Origin of the sequence: Rothia sp. P6271 (assembly GCF_048512995.1) — a bacterium.
Classification (GTDB): Bacteria; Actinomycetota; Actinomycetes; order Actinomycetales; family Micrococcaceae; genus Rothia.
In genome coordinates, this window is the sequence record NZ_JBLXXV010000002.1 from 130,945 (window position 1) to 155,289 (window position 24,345).

Consider the following 24,345-nt stretch of genomic DNA (forward strand, 5'->3'; position numbering starts at 1 on the left):
TTAGAACCTATTCTGCTAGGAGTATCACACTCGTATAATCTGTGTGGATGCTACCGGAAAAGACTTATCCGGTAGCATCCACAAGAATCTTTTAGCAACATTCACATAGAGCGTATGAGCCTACAGGTACACTAAAGACCATGGAGTACACCACCGATAGCTTTGAACTGCCACAAGTCCCAGATGCTTTCCAACGGCTTTGGACACCTCACCGTAAGGCATACGTCAGCGGAGGGCAAAAAGACTACCAAGAACAGACGTGCCCCTTTTGTAGTGCTCCCGAACGCTCCGACGAAGAATCTCTGATTGTTCATCGAGGTAAATACGCATACGCCATCTTAAACCTCTACCCATATAACCCAGGGCACCTGCTGATTCTGCCCTACCGGCATATCCCATATTACGATGACGCAACCGTCGAAGAACTAACCGAAATAGGGATTCTCACCCAACAAGCGATGCGTGTGCTACGTCAAGTCAGCAAAACAGACGGATTCAACATTGGGATGAACCAAGGCAAAATTGGGGGAGCCGGAATAGCCGATCACCTACACCAGCATATCCTCCCACGATGGTCCGGCGACACCAATTTCTTACCGATTATCGCCCACACAAAAACCATGTCACAGACACTAGGACAGATACACACTCTCGTAAAACAAGGGTGGGAAGAATACCTTTCAACGACAGCCAAAACTCTTTAGAGAAGGCTAAACAACTTCTAACGCACCCTTCAGCTGTTTTGCTGCGCTACGAACATCAGCAGCTTCGGTTAAAGCACGCACCACAACAATACGTGAGGCACCTGCCTGACAAACCTCTGACACCGTATCCACGTTAACGCCACCAATAGCAAACCACGGTTTCTGACCGGCAAACTGAGCAACCTGCTCAAGATACTCCACGCCTGTTGCTGCACGCCCCGGCTTCGTCGGCGTCGGCCACACCGGCCCACACGCAAAATAATCAATATTTTTATCGACAGCAGCCTCCTGCCCCTGAGACACCCCATGTGTTGAAGCACCTACAAGAACATCGGCACCTAACAACCTGCGCGCCTGCACCGCAGAAAGATCGTCTTGACCTCGATGAAAAATATCAGCACCCATAAGAGCAGCAACATCAGCACGGTCATTGACCGCAAAAAGCTTATCGTGACGACGTGCCACCTTTTTGAGAACCTCTAAAGCTGCTAGCTCCTGTTGCACAGAAATCTTCTTATCACGCAGCTGAATAATATCGACACCGCCACTATAGGCTTCATCCAGAAAAGACTCTAAATCTCCACGAGATAAACGCGCATCCGTACACAAGTACAAGCGTGCTTTTTGAAGCTTTTCAAGGCGCTCGCGACGAAGCGTTGAAGAAGAATCCACGAAAGAAGTGGCGAAAGGCTGTTGTTCATAAACGGACATAGTTTTGAGGTCTCCTTGTATCAAAAAGATTGAGGCTTATACTTAGAGTGACCTACGGGAGCGTCAGATATATCGCACCATATCACAGTAGATATATCTTCACGACGCTGAGAGGGCTAAGAGAGCCGACCGTCTTACTTGATGCGGGTTATGCCGCCGGAAGGAAGTGTTCGTCATGGGTGCGACGTTGTTTAACCCGCACGATGAAGATTCAACTATTCATCAATATATACCCGAACTATCCAAAGAACCACCCTCAACAGTAGATATTGCAGTCATCGGTGCAGGAATTATCGGATTATCGACCGCGTACCGTCTCCAAAAAATAGGGTATAGCGTTGCTATCTTAGACCCACAACCCGCTTCAGAAGCAACACGAGCAGCCGCCGGAATGCTTGCCCCAGCATCTGAAACACAATTTCGCCAAGAACCATTAGTTCAACTGATGAAACGGGCAGCGCAACTATACCCATCATTTGCACAACATATTCAAGAAGAATCCGGTATTCATGTCGGTAGACAAGAAACAAAAACCCTCGTATGCGCCTACGATCATGCTGATAAAAATGCTCTAGAAGACCTCCAACAATATCAACAAGAGCTAGGTTTAGAAACCCAAAAAATATCCATCCGAAAAGCTCGTTCTCAAGAACCAAGCCTCTCATCGCGTCTTGCAGGAGTCGTGGAAATAGCCGGCGACCACCAGATTAACCCGCGCTGGTACTGCCAAGGGCTCATACACCTCTTACACGAACAGCTCTACCCTGTGAGAGCCCAAAAAATTCTTCTCGACGCAGACCAAACACACGCCCGCAGCATCTACTGGGAATACCAAAACCCCACGACAGGGCAACAGCACACCGGAGAACTCCACGCAACATATATCATCGTCGCTAACGGCCTCGGAACCTTAGAACTTCAAGGCATACCGGCGCTCAAAGAACTCCCTTTACGGCCCGTCTACGGTGATGTGCTTCGTCTCCGCGTACCTGAAAACCAGCGCCCCTTCATCACCTCAACAATTCGCGGTATCGTCCGTTCCCAACCTGTTTACATCGTTCCCCGTGAAGACAACACCGTCGTTATCGGTGCAACATCACGTGAAGACCATATGCCCGGTATCAACGCTGGCGGAATATACCAACTACTACGTGATGCAAGAGAACTTATCCCCGCCATCACAGAACTCGAACTCTACGAAATAATCTCACGAGCACGCCCCGGAACACCCGACGACCTGCCCCTCATCGGCACAATCGAACACCACGGTAAAGCACTCAAAAACCTCATCCTCTCAAACGGCTACTTCCGTCACGGAATACTGCTTTCAACACGAGCAGCAGAACTCGTAGAACACCTCATCACCGAAACCCTCACCGAAGACGACAGAAAAGACCTCTACGCTTGCCGTCCACAACGCTTCACGCCAACCTAACAAAACCCTAAACCAACAGAGGAAAACCCCAATGAACATCACCCTCACAATTAACGGTGCAGAACACACCTATACGACACCACAAACCATCAAAAAACTCGTCGAAGACACCATCAACACCGCCCTCAACGACCAAGGAAACGCCCAAGACGGAACACCCCTTGGCATCGCCGTAGCACTCAACGACACCGTACTACCACGCAACCAATGGGCACACACCACCGCAAACCACCATGACAGGCTAGAAATCATCACCGCCGTACAAGGCGGATAACACCACCAGCACAAACAACAAACTCGAGATAAAAAGAACATGACACCAACAAACATTCCACCACTGAACATCGACGGAGTAGACCTCAACTCACGACTCATCATGGGCACCGGAGGAATCACCTCACTACAACACCTCGAAGAAGCACTCCTCAGCTCAGGAACAGAACTGACCACCGTCGCCATGCGACGATACAACCCCAGCGGAAAAGAATCTCTCTACTCCATTCTGAAACGCAACAACATCAAAATTCTGCCGAACACCGCAGGCTGCTACACCGCAAAAGACGCACTACTAACCGCAGAACTTGCCCGAGAAGCACTCCAAACACACTGGATTAAGTTAGAAGTCATCGCAGACGAAACAACACTCCTACCCGACACCTACGAACTCATCGAAGCCACCGAAACACTCGCCGAACGAGGCTTTACCGTATTCGCCTACACCAACGACGACCCCATCACCGCACGACACCTACAAAATGCAGGCGCCAGCGCCGTCATGCCCCTCGGCGCACCCATCGGCACAGGACTAGGAATACTCAACCCACACAACATCCAACTCATCACCAGCGAACTAGACGTTCCCGTCATCATCGACGCCGGCATCGGAACAGCCAGCCAAGCAACACAAGCAATGGAACTAGGCTGCGATGCTGTCCTCCTCGCCTCAGCCGTCACCCGAGCCCAAAACCCCGTAGCAATGGCAGAAGCCATGAAATACGCAGTACACGCCGGATACCACGCCTACCATGCTGGACGCATCCCCACCCGAACCCACGCGCAGGCCTCATCACCAACCGAAGGACGAATCCTCACCGGAGCACCCACCCAAGAAGACCTCACCACCTAACCTCAACGAAGAAAGCACCCCAACCATGCCACTGGCACCACTGACCACACCAAAAAAACAACTCAGCACACAAGAACAACTCCGCTACGGGCGACACTTCACCCTGCCCGGTATCGGAGAAGAAGGACAACGACGACTCGCCAACGCAAAAGTCCTCAGCATCGGAGCCGGAGGACTCGGCTCACCCCTACTGCTCTACCTCAGCGCAGCAGGAGTCGGAACCCTCGGCATCATCGACCACGACACCGTCGAATACAGCAACCTCCAACGCCAAATCATCCACAACAACAACACCATCAACACGCCCAAAACACACTCCGCACAACAACGCATCCACGAACTCAACCCACACACCAACGTCCACACCTACCACGAAAAACTCAACGCAGACAACGCCGAATACATCATCAAAAACTACGACCTCATCATCGACGGATCCGACAACTTTGCCACCAAATACCTCACCAACGACATCTGCGAACACCTCAACAAACCACTCATTTGGGGGAGTATCTCCCAATACACCGCACAAATCTCACTCTTCTGGGCACACCCCAAACACCTCAACACCACCCAACACACCCAAGGAACCACCCTCCGAGACCTCTACCCACAAATACCAGCAGCAGACTCCATCCCTACCTGCGCACAATCAGGAGTACTCGGATCCCTCTGCGGAACCATCGGCTCCATCATGGCCACCGAAGCCATCAAACTCATTACCGGAGTACCCGAACCACTCCTAGGAAAACTCTGGATGTACAACAGCCGAACACACACCACCAAAACCCTCAACATCACACCCGACCCACACCGCACACCCACACCACTGACCGAAACACTCCAACAAATACAACAATCAACACCACAACCCCTCAACGTCCCCGAAATCACACTCCACGAAATCAACCAACACCCCGAACACTACACACTCATCGACGTACGCGAACACCACGAACGTAACAACGGACACTACCAAGACCACGCACACATCCCACACCAAGAACTCCTCACCCTCATCAACAACACTCCAAACCCCCTAGAAAACATCAACAACACCCTCACCAAACACCTCAAAAACAACACCACACCAGTGTTCTACTGCGCCAGCGGAAAACGCTCAGCACTCATCGTCCACACCCTCAAAAAACAACAACCACACATAACAGCCCTATCCCTTACCGGAGGATTCAACCAAACACCTATAAAATAAAAAACATGTCTAGACCCATAACACGACTCATCGGCCAAGGCGTACGCTACGCCACCAAACTCCGCGGAGGCGGATCCGCATTCCCCGGACTCGTCATGGAAAAACTACACCCCAACTTCGTCCCCGAAGAACTCGCAAAACTACCTCACGGCGTAGTCGTCGTCTCTGGAACCAACGGAAAAACCACCACCACAAAAATGGTGGTCCAACTACTCCAAGCCCAAGGGCTCAAAGTCTTCACCAACAAAACAGGATCAAACTTCGTTCGAGGAGTTGCCGCCTCACTCCTCGCAGAAATGAGCCTCACCGGAAAACTCGACGCAGACATCGCCGTCCTCGAACTCGACGAAGCCCACGCCGTACACTTCGTCAAAAAAGTCAAACCACACTACGCACTACTACTCAACGTCCTACGCGACCAACTCGACCGCTTCGGTGAAATCGACACCACCCGAAAAATGCTCACCACCGTAGCAGAAGCAACCACCAACACCGTCGTACTCAACCGAGAAGACCCACGCATCCTCAGCATCGCAGAACACATTAAAACAGGAACACACACCAACTATTTCGGACTCAGCCAAAAACTCCGAACCATGTTCCCCTCCGACGACGAAATGCGCTCGCAACAACGCACCAGCACTAAAGAAAACCTCCCAGAAGCCACCGTCACCCTCAACGACTTCAACGGAACCAACGCAACATTCACCCTCAACGGACACACCGCACAAGGAAAAATCAACCTCTACGGCGTCTACAACATCTACAACGCCGCCGCAGCAATGGCACTCACCCAAGCGGTCATGGGAGAAAACCTCAACGAAGAAAAACTCATCGAAGAACTCCAACACATCACACCCGCTTTTGGACGAGGCGAAACCCTCACCATCAACGGCCAAACACTACAACTACTACTCGTCAAAAACCCCTCAGGATTTAGACTCTCCCTCGCCAGCGCAGACGCACAAGACTACGCAACCATGATTACCATCAACGACCAATACGCAGACGGCAGAGACGTCTCATGGCTCTGGGACGTAGACTTCCATACTTTACAAAAAACTGGAGTCAATACCGTCTCCGGAACCCGCGCATGGGATATGGCACTACGCCTAGAACACGACGAAATCACCACCGAACACGTCGAAGAAAACCTCACCGAAGCACTAGAACACTTCATCAAAAACTCCCACGGCAAACCCATGCGCATCTTCTGCACCTACACCGCAATGCTTGCCATCCGCAAAGAACTCTCCAAAATCACCAACGTAGAGGACATCTCCTAATGAGCAACAAAACACTCACCATCGTCCAACTCTACCCACAAGATATGAACATCTATGGAGACTGGGGCAACACCCTCGCCCTAGCACGTAGAGCAAAAGCCCACGGATACACCCCCGAAATCATCGACTACAACCCCTCCGACACCTTCCCCGAAAACCCCGACATCATCCTCGGCGGAGGCGGACAAGACTCCGGACAAAGCATCATCCAAGAGGACCTTCACGCCATCGCCCCCAAACTCAAAGAACTCGCAGAAAACGGCAAACCCATGCTCGTCATCTGCGGACTCTACCAACTCTTCGGACAAGAATTCCGCACCAACCAAGGAGAAACACTCCAAGGCATCGGCATCTTTGACGCCATCACAATCGGCGGAGAAGAACGACTGATTGGAAATATCGTCGAAGAATCCGAAGAATTCGGAACACTCATCGGATACGAAAACCACTCCGGAATCACCACACTCTCCGACGGCACCCGCCCCCTAGCCACCGTCACCAAAGGCGAAGGAAACAACACCACCGACACCACCGAAGGCGCTCGCAAATACAATGTCATCGGCACCTATCTACACGGCTCACTCTTGCCGAAGAACCCTGCCGTCTCTGACTTCTTAATTGCAGAAGCTGCCAAGAAAAAATATGGGGAATTTATTCCTCAAACAATAGATGACACGACTATTGACCGTGCACGTGAAAGCGCCATGAATCGACCCCGTTAATGCGGTGTCATTGAAACTGTTTACAATAGAACCTAGTATCTAAAGAGAACCTGCGCTGATGAGCCACATCAGCGCACAGCAACAAAAGGAGACAACGTATGTCAGGTCACTCCAAATGGGCAACAACCAAGCACAAAAAAGCAGCTATCGACGCTAAACGTGCAAAAGCATTTGCCAAATTTATCAAAGCTATTGAAGTTGCAGCTCGTATGGGTGGAGCAGACGTATCCGGTAACCCTGCACTAGACCTCGCTGTTTCTAAAGCTAAGAAAAACTCTGTCCCTAACGACAACATTGACCGTGCTATCAAACGTGGTGCTGGTCTCACCGGTGAAACCATCGACTACACCGAAATCATGTATGAAGCCCGCGGACCTCAAGGAACAGCTCTTTATATTGAATGTTTGACCGATAACCGTAACCGTGCAGCAGCAGAAGTTCGTACTGCCGTTACTCGCAACGGTGGCACTATGGCCGATCAGGGATCTGTAGCGTTCCTCTTTGAACGCAAAGGCGTTGCCGAAGTGACCAAAACCGAAGGTCTTACCGAAGACGACGTCCTCATGGCAGTACTTGATGCTGGAGCTGAAGAAGTTATTGATGAAGGCGATATTTTTACTGTCGTATCAGAAGCAACTGATCTTCCAGCCATCCGCCAAGCACTGACTGAAGCAGAACTTGAATATAACAATGACGACCCTGTTTTCCGTCCTACCATGAATGTCGAAATTGACGCTGAAGGTGCTCGCAAATTCCTTAAACTAGCAGATGCTATTGAAGAACTTGACGACGTTCAGAACGTTTATTCTAACGCCGATATTAACGAAGCTGTTATGGAAGAACTTAACGCAGACTAAGGAGATAGTAGGCACAATGCCCCTATCCACAACACAGCGCCCGAAACTTGCGAATATTCCGCGAGTTCCGGGCGCTGCCCGTATTCTTGGAGTAGACCCAGGGCTGACACGGTGCGGTTTTGGTGTTATCGACATGACCGCTAACCGCCAAGCCCGCTATGTGAAAGTTGGTGTGGCAGGAAGCGCCCCCGCCCAGAAACTTGACCAACGTATTTTCACTGTTTTTCAGGCAGCAGAAGAATGGCTAGAGGTGTATCAGCCAGATGCTTTAGCCATTGAACGAGTATTCGCGCAAGAGCAAGTCAATACGGTGATTGGCACGGCTCATGCTTCTGGTGCTGTGATTGCTGCCGCTGCTGCACGTTCCATTCCCGTATATTTTCATACTCCTTCAGAAGTTAAAGCTGCTGTAACTGGTTCCGGTAAAGCAGATAAAGCTTCTGTAGGAAGAATGGTCACGCGTATCCTTAAATTAGAGAGGCTACCTCAACCTGCTGATGCCGCAGATGCTTTAGCTATTGCTATTTGTCATGGGTGGCGTGGTGCAACGGTCGGCTCTGGTATTGATATGAGCGCTGGTGTGCAAACTCATCAAGGTTCGCGGCCTCGCCCTCAGATGGGTACGCTAACCCCAGCCCAAAGAGCGTGGAAAGCGGCAGAAGCTCAAAGTGCTCGTCGTGGGCGAGGACAATGGAAATAGTACATATATTCGAATAAGATAGAGATTATGATTAGCACCCTCACGGGAACCGTGACTCAGATTTCCCTCAATAGCCTCATCCTTGACGTCAATGGTTGGGGGCTGATGGTACATACCCCAGCTCGAACACTCTCTCAGCTTTCGCAAGGGGAGACAACTACTCTTTTAACAAGCTTTATCGTTCGTGAAGATTCCATGACTCTTTACGGCTTCTTAGAACCGGCTGAGCGTGAAGCCTTTGACCTTTTACTATCAGTTTCTGGTATCGGTCCGCGTATCGCCTTAGCAGCATTGTCGGTGCATACGGCCCAAGATATTGAACGAGCTATTGCCACAGGAGACGATAAAGCGTTCACTAAAGTTCCTGGTGTCGGCCCTAAAACTGCTCGAAGAATTGTTTTAGAACTTGCCGGAAAGCTGATTCTCAACGCGAACTCCGACACCGATCAGCTACCGCTTAACACTGGCATAGCATGGAAATCTCCCGTTCTCGAAGCGCTCATAGGATTAGGGTGGAGCGAAAAAGACGCAGAACGTTCGGTGGAGTCGTATCTAAAAAAGAGTGCACATCCTGAGAAGCTATCTGTGCCACAAGCCCTCAAAGAAGTCCTCGCAACATTAGGGCAACAACACAGCACCCGTCATTAGCACTCACGAACATTATCGCCTCAAGAATGAAGAACGGATACTTTGGTGAACCATCGCGCAACAGAACCTGAATATCGAGAGCAACGGCTCGTCGGGTTAGAAGAAGAACCTGAAGAAAAAATGATTGAAGCCGCTTTGCGTCCCCAATCATTAGATGATTTTGTAGGTCAGCAACGTGTCCGACAGCAGCTCTCACTACTTCTCAAAGCATCAAAACTGCGCGGTAAGTCAGCAGACCATGTGCTGTTATCTGGACCTCCCGGTTTAGGAAAGACAACCTTGTCGATGATTATTGCCGCAGAAATGGACGCGCCCTTGCGTATTACCTCAGGGCCAGCCATCCAACATTCCGGAGATTTGGCTGCTATTCTTTCTTCTTTGACTCCCGGTGAAGTTTTATTCTTAGATGAGATACACCGTATGTCTCGTCCAGCAGAAGAAATGCTGTATATGGCGATGGAAGATTTTCGTGTGGATATTGTGGTCGGGAAAGGTGCTGGCGCTACGTCTATTCCTCTGGAACTTCCACCGTTTACGTTAGTGGGGGCAACTACTCGGGCTGGTCTTTTGCCGGGGCCTCTACGAGACAGATTCGGTTTTACCGGACACTTAGAGTATTACTCAACAGAAGAACTGGAAAAAGTGTTGCGCCGTTCCGCTGGACTTATGGATATGAATATTAGCGCTGAAGGTTTTGCGGAAATTGCAGGACGTTCTCGTGGCACTCCTCGTATCGCTAATCGTCTTTTGCGTCGTGTACGAGACTGGGCATTAGTGCACGACATCCCTCATATCAGCGCCGTAGAAGCTGGACGAGCTCTTGACATGTATGAAGTAGACTCGCGGGGGCTTGACCGCTTAGATCGTTCCGTCCTTGAATCTCTTATTCATAAGTTTGGTGGTGGTCCTGTTGGGCTGTCAACTCTTGCTATTGCCGTAGGCGAAGAAGTTGAAACAGTAGAGACGGTCGCAGAACCTTATCTTGTCCGTGAGGGGATGATTGGTCGTACACCCCGAGGCAGAGTAGCGCTTTCAGCTGCTTGGGAGCATCTGGGGATAGAACCTCCAGAACAACTCTCATAAGATAAATATGTGGTTTTACCCAATTGCCTTACTGAGCTTAACGGTATTGCTAATCCTGATGTTATTGATGTTGGTCAGGTTATTGTTATTCAGCTTGGCTAATATATAAGGCGGGGCTGAGCATCACTTTTGTGTGGTGCTCAGCCCCGCCTCTTTTTTATTTGTTGGTTTTTAGGGCGGTGTAGGCGACCCCTCCCATGACGGCTGATAGGAGGAAATACCAGGGGTGACCTAGTACGGCTGGGATGAGAAATGCTACTGCGCCGATGGTTGCAAATAATGCAATTTTTTGTTTATCTGTCATGATGTTTTTCCTTTGTGATAGAGTCGGGGGTAACGCCCTCCCGCCCCTGATTAGTTCGGTTATTCAGGAGCGGGAGGGTTTTTGTTACCTACTTTTCTATTTAGTCTTCTTGATGGTAAAAGGGACAATAAAAAATATTATCGCCGATAGCTCCCACGTTTTGGCTGAGAATCAATCCACTCTTTCGCATTTTCAGGCAAATAAAGTGCTTTACCGTTAGGTAACACGAAATCAGCTTTTAACGGGCGAGCCTTCATATGAACACTCACATTCTTACGAGTAAAACCTGCATAATCAGCAATATCGGACATTTGCCACAGAACTGGTATGTTATTACCTTCGTGATTTTCCATGATTCCTCCAAAATATCATGAGCTACAGTATGGCTGATTTTCTACGAGTATGGGTGCCTTGATCACTGTCGTAGTGGTCATCATGTAGTCATCACTCTACTGTGGTAAGCGTTGATATATTGTCATCCTTGCTCCTATATGTTTGTATCCACCAGTAGTTACAAATGATGAATGGTGCCATATCTTCATAAATATGTCTGAATTTATGCCCTGTAGACTCATCAACCTATGCGGATTATTCGTTCGTGAACTACGATAGAGCGTGGAAACTTTTCTGCCAAGAAGTATTTTCTGATAAATACCTCTTGGTTTCAGTGATGACATGCACAGTTATCGAACATTGTAGATACTCACCATCAGAAGAAAAGTTCTACCAAATACGAATAAATATGTTGAGCACATCGTTTGCTGAGTATCAAGAAGTTAACGCATGTAGGTCGGGAGAGTAAAGGGGCGGTATGGCTAAGCGAAGCCAACGAGCTAAAGCGAGTAGAGCGCTGATTGCCATGGCTGTGATAGTCGTGGCTTTATGTGCTGGAATCTTTGCTAGCACATCCTACGGAGGGTCATGGCGAGCTAAATTTGCTTTAGACCTCTCTGGTGGAACACAAATGATTCTTGCGCCTAAAGTCAACGGGGCACAAGACCAAACAGTTTCTGCTGAACAACTAGAACAAGCTGTTGAAATTATCCGTCAACGTGTTGACGGATCCGGTGTGTCCGAAGCAGAAGTGACGACCCAATCTGGGCGTAATGTTGTTGTTTCAGTACCAGGAACCATTGATCAGAAAACACGTGAGCTCATCCAAGCCTCTGCACAAATGGATTTTCGTGCAGTAATTTACTCGACTTCTCCAGAGCCTGTTACAGACGAGAAGAAACTCGCTGACGATAAACTTCCCCACCCCGAAGGCGAAGCAACAGACGGTTCCGATATACGGTGGGTCACCCCAGAACTCTGGCGTGAATATGAAGCAACTGACTGCACAAGCGGGAAAAGTCCTAACGCCGAACACCAAGACCCTCACCAAGCTATTGTGGCTTGTGCAGTATCTGGGCATGAAAAATATATTCTTGGACCTGTCGAATTGAGCGGTTCAGATATTGCGAATGCGACAGCATCTCAAGTGACCAATAGTAATGGTGTATCAACGGGACAATGGGGCGTTAACATCAACTTTGATGAAAAGGCCCGCGAAAAGTTTAAAGACATCACTACTCGTCTTTATGGAATCTACGGAAAAAACCAGCAAGACCCACGTGCCCGTTTTGCGATTATGCTCGACGGCGCAGTTCTTTCTTCACCAGTAGCTCAAGCAGTGATTGCCGACGGTAACCCGCAAATCACCGGTAACTTCACAGAAGAAAGTGCACAGTCTCTTGCCCAGCAGCTCAAATACGGGGCTCTACCTATTAGCTTTACCATTCAATCCGAACAGCAGATTTCTGCAACATTAGGTTCTGACCAGCTCAAGATGGGACTACTTGCTGGTGTCATCGGTTTGCTATTGGTCTTCGTCTATTCACTTTTCCAATACCGCTTACTAGGATTTGTCACAATTGCATCGCTGATTGTTGCTGGTGTTATCTCTTATCTGGCAATTATTTTGCTTGGGTGGTCTATTAACTATCGTCTTTCCCTTGCCGGTATTGCTGGTTTAATCGTCGCTGTTGGGCAGACTGCTGACTCCTTCATCGTGTACTTTGAACGTATCCGTGATGAAATTCGTGGGGGTCGCACTATCCCCGCTGCAGTAGATCATGGCTGGCGTCGTGCTCAACACACGATTCTTGCTTCTAAAGCAGTCAACCTCCTTGCAGCAGTAGTGTTGTACATCTTCTCCGTCGGCTCGGTTCGTGGATTTGCTTTCACCTTAGGTTTGACCGCTATCGCCGACCTCATCGTTGTGTTCCTCTTTACACATCCTGTTCTGACGCTTCTTGCTCGCACCAGATACTTTGGTGAGGGCGGACGATTCTCTGGCCTAGATCCTGTTGCCCTTGGTGCTACACCGTTATATCGAGGCGCTGGTCGTTTGCGCACTGCAGAAGAATCTGAGCATATGAGTATCGCTGAACGTCGTCGAGCTGCTGCTCGCGCCCAAGAAAACGCTCAAGAAGTAGAGGCTTCTCAGAGCACACAGAAGGAGGGGTAATTGTGGCTAACGCACTTGCTCGTTTTGGTAACGATTTACATTCTGGACAGCGTTCATACCAGTTTGTTGGAAAACGTAGATTGTGGTTAAGCATTGCAATGGTTCTCGTTGTTTTGTCCCTTCTCATTCCCGTCGTCAAAGGAGGGTTCAATCTAGGTATTGAGTTCCGAGGCGGTTCAGAGTTTACGATTTCTGATACTTCAAATACCGATATTTCGGTAGGGCAAAAAATTATTGCAGAGCACGCCCCTGAAGCCTCTGACGTTCGAGTGACTCATATCGCTGCGAAAACTATCAGGGCGCAAATGAGCCAGCTTAACGATGAAGAGACTCTTGCGGTAAAAACTGCCCTTCAAGAGGGGTACGGTGTTTCTGCAGACGACGTCACCTCGTCCTTTGTCGGGCCAAGGTGGGGCGCCGATGTGACCAGACAAGCACTTTACGGACTTGTCGCGTTCGTCCTTCTTGCTCTTATCGGTATGGCTTTATACTTCCGTACGTGGAAGATGTCTCTATCTGCTATTGCGGGATTGCTTTTCACCGTAATCGTGACAATCGGAATTTACGCTTTAGTAGGCTTTGAAGTGACTCCTAGCGCAATCATCGGTTTCTTAACCATTTTGAGCTACTCACTCTATGACTCTGTGGTAGTTTTCGATAAGATTCGTGAGAATACCGAAGGCATTGAAAAACGCCGTGACCTCACCTACGGTGAACAGATTAACCTTGCAACGAACCAAACTCTCGTTCGTTCCATTAATACTTCTGTTGTGGGCGCATTACCCGTTGGTGCAATTCTTTTCATTGGTGCGTTCATGCTTGGTGCTGGAACTCTGCAAGACCTCTCGTTAGCTTTATTCGTCGGCATTATTGTGGGAACGATTGGAACACTCTATGTTTCTGCACCAATGTATGCGGCGTTGCGTCTAGGTGAGAAAGAAATTCGTGAGCATACACAGATGGTAGAAGATATTCGTTCTGGAAAAGTTATTGAACCAGAAGATGCTTCTGAGACTTCTGAGCAGAGTTCTCTCAACGAAATACGCATTGAAGTCAACACGATTTCATTGGATCGTTAACGTTGATTAGACAATAACTATAATTTTTGTTAAAAATCGGTAGCTATGAAAAGAAATAGCTACCGATTTTTTATTTTTGTTATAGTGCGAACAATATAAGGCTAAAATAGCCATACTAGCCTTGGAAGGATGAACACTATGGCGGATTCAGCACACACAGCACAAGATATTGTTTCACAAAAGGTTGTTGGTAACCTTCTTCCTACGACTCTTGGAGGATCACATCGGGTGATGTCTGCCTCAGAGCGTATTCCTACTCGTCATGTTTTCGGACGTTCTGTTCAGACTTCACGAACAAGTCCTACACGTTATTCACCAGTACTTGCTCCAGTGATTCGCACTGTTAAAAAATTTCATCCCGAAGAGGATCTTGATGTAATACAACGGGCCTTTACCGTTGCCGATAAATATCACCAAGGGCAAAAACGTAAAAGCGGTGACCCCTACATTACTCACCCTGTTGCCGTCACCACAATTCTTGCTGAGATGGGAGCCACTGGTCCTGTTCTTGTGGCTGGGCTACTACACGACACCGTAGAAGATACTCCGTATACGCAAGAACAACTCATCGAAGACTTTGGGGAAGAAGTTGCTTATCTTGTTGATGGCGTCACGAAATTAGACAAAGTAACTTACGGGGAATACGCCTCGATAGAGACGATTCGTAAATTAGTGCTTTCTATGAGTAAAGATATTCGCGTCTTATTGATCAAACTTGCTGATAGGTTGCATAATGCTCGTACGTGGCGTTTTGTTCCTTCTGGCTCTGCAGCTAAAAAAGCTGAAGAGACTCTAAAAATCTATGCTCCTTTAGCGCACCGGCTTGGTTTGAGTGCTCTTAAATGGGAGCTAGAAGATCTTTCTTTTGCTGCGATGTCTCCAGAGATTTATCGTGAAATTGTGCGCATGGTGGGGGACCGTACACCTAGACTCGAAAAATATTTGGATGAAGCCAAAACGACGATTGAACAGCGTCTTGCCAAAGTTGGTATTAAAGCTACTGTTCATGGGCGTCCTAAGCATTATTATTCTATTCATCAGAAAATGAAGTCGAAGAATAAGAGTTTTGACGAAATTCATGACATCTTAGCTGTTCGTATCCTTGTCGATGATGAAGACACTTGTTATGGCGTATTAGGGCACGTAATGTCCTTATGGACCTCGGATCAGGGACGCTTTAAGGACTATATTAAATCTCCTAAAAATAATCATTATCAATCGATACATCTAACATTTGTTGGTCCAGGAAATCTTCCTCTCGAGGTTCAAATACGAACCTATAAGATGCATGAAGAAGCAGAGTATGGTGTTGCTGCACACTGGAGATATAAGGCTGCTTCTCGTGGTGAAGATCTTGGAAAAATTGATGCTTCTGGTCGTAAAAAATCAGAGAATAAATCTTCTACTTTTAATGCTGGAATTTTACAAAATATCGCAGAGATATCGAATTCAACACCAGAGCCTGTAGCGTTCTTTGAAGAGTTAGCTTATCACTTAGAGACTGACGAGATTGTGGTGATGACCCCTAATGGTGACGGCATTATCTTACCTGTTGGAGCCACACCGGTAGATTTCGCCTATGCTATCCATTCTGAGGTTGGCGAGAAAACTGTTGGCGCTATCGTGAACGGAAAGATAGCTTCCTTATATACGGGATTAAACTCTGGCGATGTTGTCGAGATTCGTACGTCAAAGAGCCCTCAGCAAGAACCCAGTGAAGACTGGCTAAAATTTGTGCGTTCTTCTAAAGCTCGCCAAAAAATTCGTCAGTATTTTGCTAAAGGTCGTCGATTAGAAGCTATTGATAAAGGCCGCGACGCATTAACTAAGGCAATGCGTCAGCATGAGTTGCCTCTGCAAAAGATGCTGACTGCAGATTTATTGATGCAAGTAGCCCATACTTTCCACCAAAATGATGGTGCTTCTTTGTACCATGCCATTGGCGAAGGAAATATCAAAGCTCAAGATGTCATCTCAAACCTCGTAAATATCTACTATGGCGATGAGGACGATAACCTTGAGGTATTGCCATCCGATTTTGATGAAGATATGTTCTCTTCTCGTCGCACAGTCAGCGATAACGGAATCGTTGTTCCCGGTGCAGATGGTATTTTGACGAAAATTTCTAAGTGCTGTAACCCTGTCCCACCGGATGAAATTCTTGGTGTCGTCACGCGTACTAGCGGAATATCGGTTCACCGAACAGACTGCCCTAATATGCGCAATATGGGGGACGAACCACGAGTAACTGAGGTTCAGTGGGCGTCAAGTTCTCAGGCTGTCTATCGGGTCAATATTCAGGTTGAATCGATAGACCGTAAATCCTTGTTGATGGATCTGACCAGAGCCATCGGTGAGAACCATATTAATATTTGTCATGCTCGAGTGATGACAAGTGAAGATCGCTTCGCTATTAACCGTTTTTCGGTGGAAGTACGTGACCGGTATATGTTGGATCATGTTCTTAATGTTCTTAAGAATGTTGAAGGAGTCTATAAGGTGTATCGTCTCACAGGAGCAAAGCCCGTACACGAAAAATCTTCTACCAGTTAAACTTTCATAGGATGTGAGGTCGGGATGTTCTGGGATATTTGTTGAAGAGCCTGTTGAGCTTTTCGACGGTGAGGAAGATATTTCTTATGCTCAAGGTACGTGTGCATGGCTTCGACTGTGCACCCTGAAAAAGATGGTGCAGATAAGAATTGTTCAACGCTGCGACGGGCAATGGGCTCGTCGTGGTGATGAATCGTTAAATCTAGTGCAGTTCGTAGTGGGGTAGTGACATGCACTTGTCCTAAAGCCAAGTAGTCGGTGGTCGAGAACTGGTTTTGATGAGTGATAATGTTCTCTTCTTGAGCTTTACGAGTATTGATTCTTGAACGACAATCAAAATCTATATAGATATCATGACAAGGAGAGGTCACACAACCCCATACCCAAGCTGCACTATAACGAGATATTCTGCCTCTTGCAAAATATCGATGGGGGATTTTTAAGCTCAGCGCGCTAACTCTCAATAAAGGGGTGAGACGTAAAGCTGAAGGAGCGTAAATATGGGGGAGTAATTCCTGATAGCGATGTTCCTGAGCGAAAACCCTTAGCTCTTGCAGAGTGCCGTTAAACGTATCTTTATTGAGAAGTTGAGAACAATATAATTTCATTTGTTGCTCAGAACTTAGCGAAGAACAAACTATAGGTGTTGTTGGAGATCTAAGACCTTGTTGATGTTCTATTCCTAAAACATGTCGTGGGTGTTTCTCGACGAACAAGGGGCAGGGCAATGATTGAAGAAGGGAAACAGAAGATTGAGAAGAGGTCGGTGATTTGCTCATACACTTATTATGTGGTGGTTCTGAGCGAAACTATGAGTAGAAAAAGATCTGTGGATATCTTCTTTTCTACCTATGGGTAATGGTGGGGCCTACACGTGACGACTAGACCCCACCATCGCCCATAAGACCATATAAATGATATTTAATAGTGTCATTTGATAACACGCGCGAAAAGGCTCCCCTTGTATGTTTACTGGGGAGCCTTTTCGGTGCATGTTTTCGGTATGGGTTTTCGGAGGTGTTGTGTGCCCGTTACTCTCGTACAGAAAACTATTTTTTAGGCGTTAAAATCTGCAGAAGATGCCTGTAACGTGCTCAACCATGTACGACGCGCGTCGAGAGCTTCTTGAGCTTTCTTAATCTTCTGAGCATTACCCGTTGCTTCTGCTTTCTTAAGATCTTCTTCAAGACCTGCGATAGAATCCTCTAGCTGAGCAAGCATGGAGTTTGCACGGGCTTTCTTCTCAGGGTCGCTCTTAGACCACTTAGCATGTTCCGCATTGTAGATAGCGTCCTGAACCTTTTTAAGTTCACCTTCAATGCGACGTACTGCATGGCGAGGCACACGACCAGCTGCATCCCAACGGTCTGCAATAGCTTCGAACTGAGCTTTTGCAGCTTTCACATCAGTGACTGGTAAAATGGCTCGTGCTTCTTCTAGAAGTTTCTCCTTGACTTCAAGGTTAGCTTCAAACTCTTTATCTAGTTCTGCATGAGCTACTTTACGAGCTTCAAAGAAACGATCTTGTGCGGCACGGAAACGAGTCCAAAGAGCGTCATCTTCACGGCGAGAAGCACGCGGGGAGCTCTTCCAACGGTCCATGAGGTCACGGTACTTTGTTGCAGTAGCTGCCCAATCGGTAGAAGTAGAAAGTTCTTCTGCCTCTGCGATGAGCGCTTCTTTAATACGTTTAGCTTTAGCATTCGCCTCATCGAGAGAGGAAAAATGTGCGCGACGATGCTTGTCAAAAGTTGTACGAGCAGAACGGAAACGAGTCCACAAGCTATCTTCTACACTCTTGGGTAGATGGTGAGTGCGCTGAGTAGTTTTCCACGCATCAAATAGTTCGTTCATGCGAGCATGAGAGTTCTTCCAATGGGTCTTCTCAATATCTTGAGAAGCAATAGACTCTGCTTCGCTCACAATTTCTTCACGAGCCTGAAGAGCAGCTTCGCGTGCCGCTGCCTGTTCTTCTTTTTCAATAACTGCACGTTCAGCAATTTTTCCGGTAATAGCAATAAGGCGCTGCTGCAAGTCTGCATAATCGCCAACCATGTTGCGAACAGCAACCTGAGCGCCGAGCTGCTCTACAGATTTCTGCAAATCAGAAACAGCCGCACCATGCTCAACACGTGCTTCAAGAAGTGAAATCTGAGCTTGGATATTTTCAAACTTGCGAGCAAAGTATGCGAGGGCTTCGTCGGGGGTAGCTTCTGGAAGCTGGCCGACAGCGTATTCTTCTCCCTCGACAATGACAAAAACGTGTCCATCATCGGATACTCGGCCAAACTGGCGTGCTTTATCGAGGTCTACTGGGGTGTTGTCGTCGGATTGTGTGGTCACCGCTATAACTCTTTCACATGAGGCGCACAAGCGCGTTAAACAAACAAAAGCCGCATTCTCCGGCTAGTTCCTCTGCGTATCAGAGGCGCACATCACCGCGAATGCGTACCTCTCTAGAATACCTTCAGCTTTAAAAACTAGCAACGCAACACGTGAAAAAACCTCTATGAGAATGAGTTTCAAACTACATTTTAGGCAGATGGCTCCTGTTGATGTTGGGGGATAGCAAACAACCGAGTACCCTAGAATGAAGAACTAACAAATACCACCGACTTCATCTTCTCGTATATATAGGAGTAACACATGGCTCGCAAGGCTTCGCTATCTGGTTTTCCCGAATTTCTTCCGGAAGAACGCCTGGTAGAGAATCACGTATTGGATACTCTCCGTGCCACTTTCGAGCTTCATGGATTCTCGCCTATTGAAACTCGTTCGGTAGAAACCGTGGAGCAGCTACTACGTAAAGGTGAAATCGACAAAGAAGTTTATGGTATCTCTCGACTTCTTGAAGATGACGCTTCAAATAACGGCACAAAAAAAGATAAAGAGAAACTAGCTCTTCACTTTGACCTCACCGTTCCTTTTGCTCGTTACGTTGTAGAGAACGCCGGATACCTCAACTTTCCTTTTATGCGCTACCAGATGCAGAAAGTATGGCGAGGAGAACGACCACAAGACGGTCGTTTCCGTGAATTCACCCAAGCTGACGTAGACGTTGTAGGCGACGGTACCCTACCTTTCCGCTACGACGTAGAACTCGCTTTAGTCGTCGTTGACGCCCTATCGCAGCTGAATATCGGAGACTTTAAGCTCAGAGTCAACAACCGAAAACTATCTGAAGGCTTCTATCGTGGTATCGGACTTGACGACACAGCAGGGGTGCTCCGCTCTATCGACAAGCTCGAAAAAATTGGTGCAGATGCAGTAGCGCAGCTGCTCAAAGATGAGCTTGGCGCTAGCGACGAACAAGCACAAGCTGCCTTAGCATTAGCTCAAATCAGCGCAGAAGACACATCATTCGTTGAACAAGTGCGCGCTTTAGGTGTCGACCATGAGCTTCTCGAAGAAGGTCTTACTGAATTAGCGCAAGTTGTTGGAGAAGCGACAAAACGTGCCCCTGGCCGCGTGATAGCAGACTTATCGATTGCTCGCGGTCTGGACTATTACACCGGAACTGTTTATGAGACAGTTCTTGTTGGGCACGAAAAGCTCGGTTCAATTTGTTCTGGAGGGCGTTACGAATCGCTAGCTTCTAACGGCAAGAGAACCTTCCCTGGAGTAGGACTTTCTATTGGTGTTACACGCCTTGTCTCACGTATCATCGCAGAGAAAATGGCAGAACCAACCCGTAAAGTTCCTTCTGCTGTGTTCGTTGCTCTCACCCATGAAGAGATGTGGTCTGAAGCTCAAGATGTTGCTGTGGCGCTACGCTCAAGAGGCATTGCTTGCGAAGTTTCTGCACAAGCAACCAAATTTGGTAAACAGATTAAATACGCAGAAAAACGTGGCATCCCGTTCGTCTGGTTCACATATGAATCCGAACATGGTGAACTGACTCATGAAGTGAAAGATATTCGCTCTGGAGAACAAGTTTCAGCAGATCCCCTGCAATGGAGCCCTGCGGATGAAGACCTTAAAGTACGCGTAATTGCCACAGAAAACGCTTAAATACAGTACGTCCTATAAGTTTTCTATAGAAATAACTTTTTGAATATTTTTCAGTTCTTCATTCGCTGAGGAATATTAAGATTACGACTAGAATGACTATCACATCTTCGTGAACATATCACCTGAATATTAGGTGATACCCCGTGGAAAGGAATCGAGTGCTACGCACACATACTCTCGGCGAGTTAACCGCCGAACACATTGGACAAACCGTCACCCTAACCGGATGGGTAGCACGCCGTCGCGACCACGGCGGTGTCGCATTCGTTGATTTACGCGACCGTGAGGGCGTTACACAGTGCGTTTTCCACGATGAACAGGACTTTGAACACCTCCGTAACGAGTATGTTCTTAAAGTTGTTGGCGAAGTAACCCGACGTCCAGAAGGTAACGAGAACCCTCAGCTAACTACCGGCGAGATTGAAGTTGAAGTTAAAGAAACCGAAGTTCTCAATACTGCTGCGCCGTTACCCTTCCAAATCGACGAACACGTAGAAGTTGGTGAAGAAGCTCGCCTTAAATACCGTTATCTTGACCTGCGTCGCCCCGAGCCAGCACGCTTGATGCGCCTACGCTCTGAAGCAAACCGTGTTGCACGTAATGTTCTTGCAGAAGATGGATTCACTGAAGTTGAGACTCCCACTCTGACTCGTTCCACACCAGAAGGTGCCCGAGACTTCCTCGTTCCAGCCCGCCTAGCACCTGGATCTTGGTATGCGCTTCCCCAATCTCCCCAACTTTTTAAGCAGCTCTTGCAAGTCGGCGGTATTGAAAAGTACTACCAAATTGCTCGTTGTTACCGTGACGAGGATTTCCGTGCAGACCGTCAGCCGGAGTTCACTCAGCTTGATATTGAGGCATCTTTCGTTGACCAAGAAGATATTATTGATCTTGGTGAACGCATCGTTGAAGCCGTATGGAACCTCATTGACGTCAAAGTTCCACGTCCTATTGAACGTATTACGTTCAAAGACGCTATGGAAAAATACGGTTCAGATAAACCCGACTTACGTTTCGGTCTGGAACTAACAGAACTAACAGACTACTTTAAAGACACGACTTTCCGAGTCTTTAAAGCTCCTTATGTTGGTGCTGTTGTTATGCCTGGTGGTGCCTCTCAGCCTCGCCGCACTCTTGACGCATGGCAAGAGTGGGCTAAACAACGTGGCGCAAAGGGACTAGCTTATGTCCTAATTCAAGAAGACGGTGAACTTACGGGCCCTGTTGCAAAGAACATCACTGAAGTGGAGCGTGCTGGTCTAGCAGAAGCTACTGGCGCGAAACCTGGCGATTGTATCTTCTTCGCTGCAGGTGAAGCTAAAGCCTCTCGTGCTCTGCTTGGCGCGGCACGTGTCGAAATTGGGCATCGGACCGGCCTTATTAAAGACGGAGAATGGTCTTTTGTCTGGGTTGTTGATGCACCCATGTTTGAATCAGCAGCTGATGCTACCGCCTCCGGTGACGTAGCGCTGGGGAACTCCTCATGGACTGCAGTACACCACGCGTTTACTTCACCTAAACCGGAGTTCTTAGAGAACTTTGACCAAAATCCTGGTGAAGCTCTCGCGTACGCATACGACATCGTATGTAACGGTAATGAAATTGGTGGTGGATCTATCCGTATTCACCAGCGCGACGTTCAAGAACGTGTCTTCGCTGTGATGGGCATTGGGGAAGAAGAAGCTCGCGAAAAGTTTGGATTCCTTCTTGATGCGTTCTCATTCGGTGCGCCTCCGATGGGTGGTATCGCTTTCGGTTGGGATCGTGTGCTGCAGCTTTTGGGTGGTACCGATTCTATTCGTGATGTTATTGCTTTCCCGAAGACTGGTAACGGTTTTGACCCGCTAACAGCGGCTCCTGCACCAATTACTGCACAGCAACGTAAAGAAGCTGGTGTTGATGCAAAACCTAAAAAAGATGAAAAATAGTCTTTAAGCATTTTTCATCTTTATGAGGGGGGGGTGGGGCACACCAAACTATGGTGTGCCCCACCCCCCTCATGTTTTTGTGTCTCGTACACAAAATAAGGTTGACCTAACTTTTATTCTTGTTCTCTGGCATACTGGACTCATTAGCTTTCGTTGATGATGAGAAGAAGGGGTATCTCATGGGGCGCGGTATATGTGGTGTACTTCTAAAAGTTCTACGTGCAGGAGATTATTCATGTACGGTACGTCGTATCTGGCAGCATAGCCCTAGTATGCTCGCTCTAAGAGTGAGCTCTCCAGATTTTGTTCATGAAGTCCGTCCTGCACAGGGGGAGTACCTTCGCTGTTGGTTTCCTTCTTTAGAGAATCCCCATAAAGAAGAGATGCGCGGGTACACGGTTACTAACGTTGATGAGCAAACAGGGGAGTTCACCCTCTTTTTCCTTTTACACACTCCGTATGGCCCAGGTAGTTATTGGGCTACTCACGCACAAGTTGGGGATACTTTTGAGTTCTCTTATTATGGTTCTCATCCTTTTGAGGTACCCTCTGAGACGCCTCAAGGTTTTGTGTTTATCGCTGACGCTGCAGGTATCCCTTATATCAATGCTGTAGTTGAACGTTTAGAGGGACGTTTCCCCATACAGATTTGGTTATCTCGCTGGCATGAAAGTGATGAAAGTATCCCGTTATGCTCCGGAGAAAATATCACGGTACATTGGATTGAACCTACTCCAGAGGCAATGCTGGAGAAGACGAAAAGCTGGGATTGGCAAGGTTGGTTCCCTCATCTTGTTTGTGAGGCTAAAGTTCTTTTGCCCACCCGAAGATATCTTCTTAAAGAGGCTTCTGTTTCTAAAACTTTTATGCATTCTCACGCCTATTGGGTTAAAGGTCGTGCGATGGGCACTACTCGAGATATTCGAGAAGTAGAAAACTAATGTTTAAGATGTTTTTAAAAAAGCGGTAGCCTCAAGAAAAGAGAACGGAAAATGCGCTGTTCAATATTAGGCGCTAGAAGAAATAGGTTTTTATGAAAGTCGTTATTCAACGGGTACAACAAGCTAAGGTCTGTGTAGGTGGAGAACAAGTTGGTGCTATTAGCCGTCCTGGACTATTAGCGTTAGTTGGCATAACACACACGGATACCCCTGAGATTGTCAAAAAACTTGCGGAGAAAACATGGAAATTGCGTCTTCTTGAGGGTGAGAAAAGCTGCTCAGATATCGGTGCACCCATTTTAGCGGTGTCCCAATTTACCTTATATGCGGATTCTCGTCGTGGGCGACGTCCCTCTTGGTCAGCTGCTGCTGGTCAAGAAATTGCAGAACCTCTATTTAATAGCTACGTCCAACATCTCAAAGATTTAGGAGCGGAAGTCTCTGAAGGAATTTTTGGTGCTGATATGCAAGTTAGTCTCATTAACAATGGGCCAGTAACAATCATTCTTGATAGTGATGAGCTATAAAATTCTTT

24 protein-coding genes and 1 riboswitch are annotated in these 24,345 nt (G+C 47.7%); of the genes, 19 read left to right on the plus strand and 5 right to left on the minus strand.

Annotated features, from left to right (window positions below):
- The first annotated feature begins 140 nt into the window (after positions 1 to 140).
- Positions 141 to 704, plus strand: coding sequence for an HIT family protein (locus ACN08X_RS02955; protein ID WP_419101325.1), 564 nt, complete (start codon positions 141 to 143; stop codon positions 702 to 704).
- A gap of 6 nt (positions 705 to 710) precedes the next feature.
- Here ACN08X_RS02955 and thiE read toward each other — a convergent pair whose 3' ends face one another.
- Positions 711 to 1,415, minus strand: coding sequence for a thiamine phosphate synthase (thiE, locus tag ACN08X_RS02960; RefSeq protein WP_419107848.1), 705 nt, complete (start codon positions 1,413 to 1,415; stop codon positions 711 to 713).
- 44 nt (positions 1,416 to 1,459) lie between these two features.
- Positions 1,460 to 1,597: riboswitch (TPP riboswitch) on the plus strand.
- Between thiE and thiO the strand changes: the two genes are divergently transcribed.
- From thiO to ACN08X_RS03015, 11 genes are all read left to right on the plus strand, one after another.
- Positions 1,591 to 2,850, plus strand: a complete 1,260-nt coding sequence (gene thiO / locus ACN08X_RS02965; RefSeq protein WP_419107849.1) for a glycine oxidase ThiO — start codon at positions 1,591 to 1,593, stop codon at positions 2,848 to 2,850. It overlaps the preceding riboswitch by 7 nt.
- Positions 2,851 to 2,881: 31 nt before the next feature.
- On the plus strand, positions 2,882 to 3,124 hold the full coding sequence (thiS, locus tag ACN08X_RS02970) for a sulfur carrier protein ThiS (protein WP_419101322.1): 243 nt from the start codon (positions 2,882 to 2,884) through the stop codon (positions 3,122 to 3,124).
- A gap of 39 nt (positions 3,125 to 3,163) precedes the next feature.
- Positions 3,164 to 3,976, plus strand: coding sequence for a thiazole synthase (locus ACN08X_RS02975; protein ID WP_419101321.1), 813 nt, complete (start codon positions 3,164 to 3,166; stop codon positions 3,974 to 3,976).
- The gene (locus ACN08X_RS02980; protein WP_419107850.1) at positions 3,876 to 5,189 is read left to right on the plus strand and encodes a ThiF family adenylyltransferase; all 1,314 of its coding nucleotides are present in this window, start codon (positions 3,876 to 3,878) and stop codon (positions 5,187 to 5,189) included. The genes ACN08X_RS02975 and ACN08X_RS02980 overlap by 101 nt, the downstream gene beginning before the upstream one ends.
- A complete protein-coding gene (locus tag ACN08X_RS02985; RefSeq protein ID WP_419106032.1) occupies positions 5,186 to 6,475 on the plus strand; it encodes a MurT ligase domain-containing protein in 1,290 nt (429 codons plus the stop codon). Before ACN08X_RS02980 ends, ACN08X_RS02985 begins: the two co-directional genes overlap by 4 nt.
- Positions 6,475 to 7,197, plus strand: a complete 723-nt coding sequence (locus tag ACN08X_RS02990) for a type 1 glutamine amidotransferase (RefSeq protein WP_419107851.1) — start codon at positions 6,475 to 6,477, stop codon at positions 7,195 to 7,197. The genes ACN08X_RS02985 and ACN08X_RS02990 overlap by 1 nt, the downstream gene beginning before the upstream one ends.
- Before the next feature lie 98 nt (positions 7,198 to 7,295).
- A complete protein-coding gene (locus ACN08X_RS02995; protein WP_419101318.1) occupies positions 7,296 to 8,054 on the plus strand; it encodes a YebC/PmpR family DNA-binding transcriptional regulator in 759 nt (252 codons plus the stop codon).
- Positions 8,055 to 8,070: 16 nt separating this feature from the next.
- Entirely contained in the window at positions 8,071 to 8,754 is a 684-nt protein-coding gene (ruvC, locus tag ACN08X_RS03000; protein ID WP_419107852.1) for a crossover junction endodeoxyribonuclease RuvC, read from the plus strand.
- Positions 8,755 to 8,781: 27 nt separating this feature from the next.
- On the plus strand, positions 8,782 to 9,402 hold the full coding sequence (ruvA, locus tag ACN08X_RS03005) for a Holliday junction branch migration protein RuvA (protein ID WP_419101316.1): 621 nt from the start codon (positions 8,782 to 8,784) through the stop codon (positions 9,400 to 9,402).
- 120 nt (positions 9,403 to 9,522) lie between these two features.
- The gene (ruvB, locus tag ACN08X_RS03010) at positions 9,523 to 10,485 is read left to right on the plus strand and encodes a Holliday junction branch migration DNA helicase RuvB (RefSeq protein WP_419107929.1); all 963 of its coding nucleotides are present in this window, start codon (positions 9,523 to 9,525) and stop codon (positions 10,483 to 10,485) included.
- A 9-nt stretch (positions 10,486 to 10,494) separates the two neighbouring features.
- A complete protein-coding gene (locus ACN08X_RS03015) occupies positions 10,495 to 10,587 on the plus strand; it encodes a LysM peptidoglycan-binding domain-containing protein (RefSeq protein WP_419105888.1) in 93 nt (30 codons plus the stop codon).
- A gap of 55 nt (positions 10,588 to 10,642) precedes the next feature.
- Here the strand turns inward: ACN08X_RS03015 and ACN08X_RS03020 are convergent, their stop codons facing one another.
- Positions 10,643 to 10,789: a hypothetical protein gene (locus ACN08X_RS03020; RefSeq protein WP_419103735.1), complete on the minus strand. Its 147-nt coding sequence runs from the start codon at positions 10,787 to 10,789 to the stop codon at positions 10,643 to 10,645.
- A 137-nt stretch (positions 10,790 to 10,926) separates the two neighbouring features.
- A complete protein-coding gene (locus ACN08X_RS03025) occupies positions 10,927 to 11,142 on the minus strand; it encodes a hypothetical protein (protein ID WP_419107853.1) in 216 nt (71 codons plus the stop codon).
- Positions 11,143 to 11,600: 458 nt separating this feature from the next.
- On the opposite strand from ACN08X_RS03025, the gene secD reads away from it, so the two are divergent.
- From secD to ACN08X_RS03040, 3 genes are all read left to right on the plus strand, one after another.
- Positions 11,601 to 13,298, plus strand: coding sequence for a protein translocase subunit SecD (gene secD, locus ACN08X_RS03030; RefSeq protein WP_419101312.1), 1,698 nt, complete (start codon positions 11,601 to 11,603; stop codon positions 13,296 to 13,298).
- 2 nt (positions 13,299 to 13,300) lie between these two features.
- Entirely contained in the window at positions 13,301 to 14,377 is a 1,077-nt protein-coding gene (gene secF / locus ACN08X_RS03035) for a protein translocase subunit SecF (RefSeq protein ID WP_419101311.1), read from the plus strand.
- Positions 14,378 to 14,608: 231 nt separating this feature from the next.
- On the plus strand, positions 14,609 to 16,930 hold the full coding sequence (locus ACN08X_RS03040; protein ID WP_419101635.1) for a RelA/SpoT family protein: 2,322 nt from the start codon (positions 14,609 to 14,611) through the stop codon (positions 16,928 to 16,930).
- Here ACN08X_RS03040 and ACN08X_RS03045 read toward each other — a convergent pair.
- Positions 16,927 to 17,301: a hypothetical protein gene (locus ACN08X_RS03045; protein WP_419107854.1), complete on the minus strand. Its 375-nt coding sequence runs from the start codon at positions 17,299 to 17,301 to the stop codon at positions 16,927 to 16,929. The two genes, ACN08X_RS03040 and ACN08X_RS03045, sit on opposite strands and share 4 nt — an antisense overlap.
- A gap of 685 nt (positions 17,302 to 17,986) precedes the next feature.
- The gene (locus ACN08X_RS03050) at positions 17,987 to 19,273 is read right to left on the minus strand and encodes a DUF349 domain-containing protein (protein ID WP_419101309.1); all 1,287 of its coding nucleotides are present in this window, start codon (positions 19,271 to 19,273) and stop codon (positions 17,987 to 17,989) included.
- A 303-nt stretch (positions 19,274 to 19,576) separates the two neighbouring features.
- On the opposite strand from ACN08X_RS03050, the gene hisS reads away from it, so the two are divergent.
- The 4 genes from hisS to dtd all read left to right on the plus strand — a co-directional run bounded on the left by hisS (position 19,577) and on the right by dtd (position 24,337).
- Entirely contained in the window at positions 19,577 to 20,941 is a 1,365-nt protein-coding gene (hisS, locus tag ACN08X_RS03055) for a histidine--tRNA ligase (protein WP_419101308.1), read from the plus strand.
- A gap of 158 nt (positions 20,942 to 21,099) precedes the next feature.
- Complete coding sequence (gene aspS, locus ACN08X_RS03060) at positions 21,100 to 22,869, plus strand: aspartate--tRNA ligase (protein ID WP_419107930.1); 1,770 nt, start codon at positions 21,100 to 21,102, stop codon at positions 22,867 to 22,869.
- 179 nt (positions 22,870 to 23,048) lie between these two features.
- A complete protein-coding gene (locus tag ACN08X_RS03065; protein WP_419101654.1) occupies positions 23,049 to 23,810 on the plus strand; it encodes a siderophore-interacting protein in 762 nt (253 codons plus the stop codon).
- A 92-nt stretch (positions 23,811 to 23,902) separates the two neighbouring features.
- Positions 23,903 to 24,337 carry a D-aminoacyl-tRNA deacylase gene (gene dtd, locus ACN08X_RS03070; protein WP_419107855.1) on the plus strand — a complete coding sequence of 145 codons (435 nt, stop codon included), beginning with the start codon at positions 23,903 to 23,905 and terminating at the stop codon, positions 24,335 to 24,337.
- Positions 24,338 to 24,345 lie beyond the last annotated feature (8 nt).

What these genes read in the sequence shown, in the direction of transcription:
- ACN08X_RS02955 (WP_419101325.1), top strand. Translation starts at nt 141, where the DNA reads ATGGAGTACACCACCGATAGCTTTGAACTGCCACAAGTCCCAGATGCT.
- thiE (WP_419107848.1), bottom strand. Translation starts at nt 1,415, where the DNA reads ATGTCCGTTTATGAACAACAGCCTTTCGCCACTTCTTTCGTGGATTCT.
- thiO (WP_419107849.1), top strand. Translation starts at nt 1,591, where the DNA reads ATGGGTGCGACGTTGTTTAACCCGCACGATGAAGATTCAACTATTCAT.
- thiS (WP_419101322.1), top strand. Translation starts at nt 2,882, where the DNA reads ATGAACATCACCCTCACAATTAACGGTGCAGAACACACCTATACGACA.
- ACN08X_RS02975 (WP_419101321.1), top strand. Translation starts at nt 3,164, where the DNA reads ATGACACCAACAAACATTCCACCACTGAACATCGACGGAGTAGACCTC.
- ACN08X_RS02980 (WP_419107850.1), top strand. Translation starts at nt 3,876, where the DNA reads ATGCTGGACGCATCCCCACCCGAACCCACGCGCAGGCCTCATCACCAA.
- ACN08X_RS02990 (WP_419107851.1), top strand. Translation starts at nt 6,475, where the DNA reads ATGAGCAACAAAACACTCACCATCGTCCAACTCTACCCACAAGATATG.
- ACN08X_RS02995 (WP_419101318.1), top strand. Translation starts at nt 7,296, where the DNA reads ATGTCAGGTCACTCCAAATGGGCAACAACCAAGCACAAAAAAGCAGCT.
- ruvC (WP_419107852.1), top strand. Translation starts at nt 8,071, where the DNA reads ATGCCCCTATCCACAACACAGCGCCCGAAACTTGCGAATATTCCGCGA.
- ruvA (WP_419101316.1), top strand. Translation starts at nt 8,782, where the DNA reads ATGATTAGCACCCTCACGGGAACCGTGACTCAGATTTCCCTCAATAGC.
- ruvB (WP_419107929.1), top strand. Translation starts at nt 9,523, where the DNA reads ATGATTGAAGCCGCTTTGCGTCCCCAATCATTAGATGATTTTGTAGGT.
- ACN08X_RS03020 (WP_419103735.1), bottom strand. Translation starts at nt 10,789, where the DNA reads ATGACAGATAAACAAAAAATTGCATTATTTGCAACCATCGGCGCAGTA.
- ACN08X_RS03025 (WP_419107853.1), bottom strand. Translation starts at nt 11,142, where the DNA reads ATGGAAAATCACGAAGGTAATAACATACCAGTTCTGTGGCAAATGTCC.
- secD (WP_419101312.1), top strand. Translation starts at nt 11,601, where the DNA reads ATGGCTAAGCGAAGCCAACGAGCTAAAGCGAGTAGAGCGCTGATTGCC.
- ACN08X_RS03040 (WP_419101635.1), top strand. Translation starts at nt 14,609, where the DNA reads ATGTCTGCCTCAGAGCGTATTCCTACTCGTCATGTTTTCGGACGTTCT.
- hisS (WP_419101308.1), top strand. Translation starts at nt 19,577, where the DNA reads ATGGCTCGCAAGGCTTCGCTATCTGGTTTTCCCGAATTTCTTCCGGAA.
- ACN08X_RS03065 (WP_419101654.1), top strand. Translation starts at nt 23,049, where the DNA reads ATGGGGCGCGGTATATGTGGTGTACTTCTAAAAGTTCTACGTGCAGGA.
- dtd (WP_419107855.1), top strand. Translation starts at nt 23,903, where the DNA reads ATGAAAGTCGTTATTCAACGGGTACAACAAGCTAAGGTCTGTGTAGGT.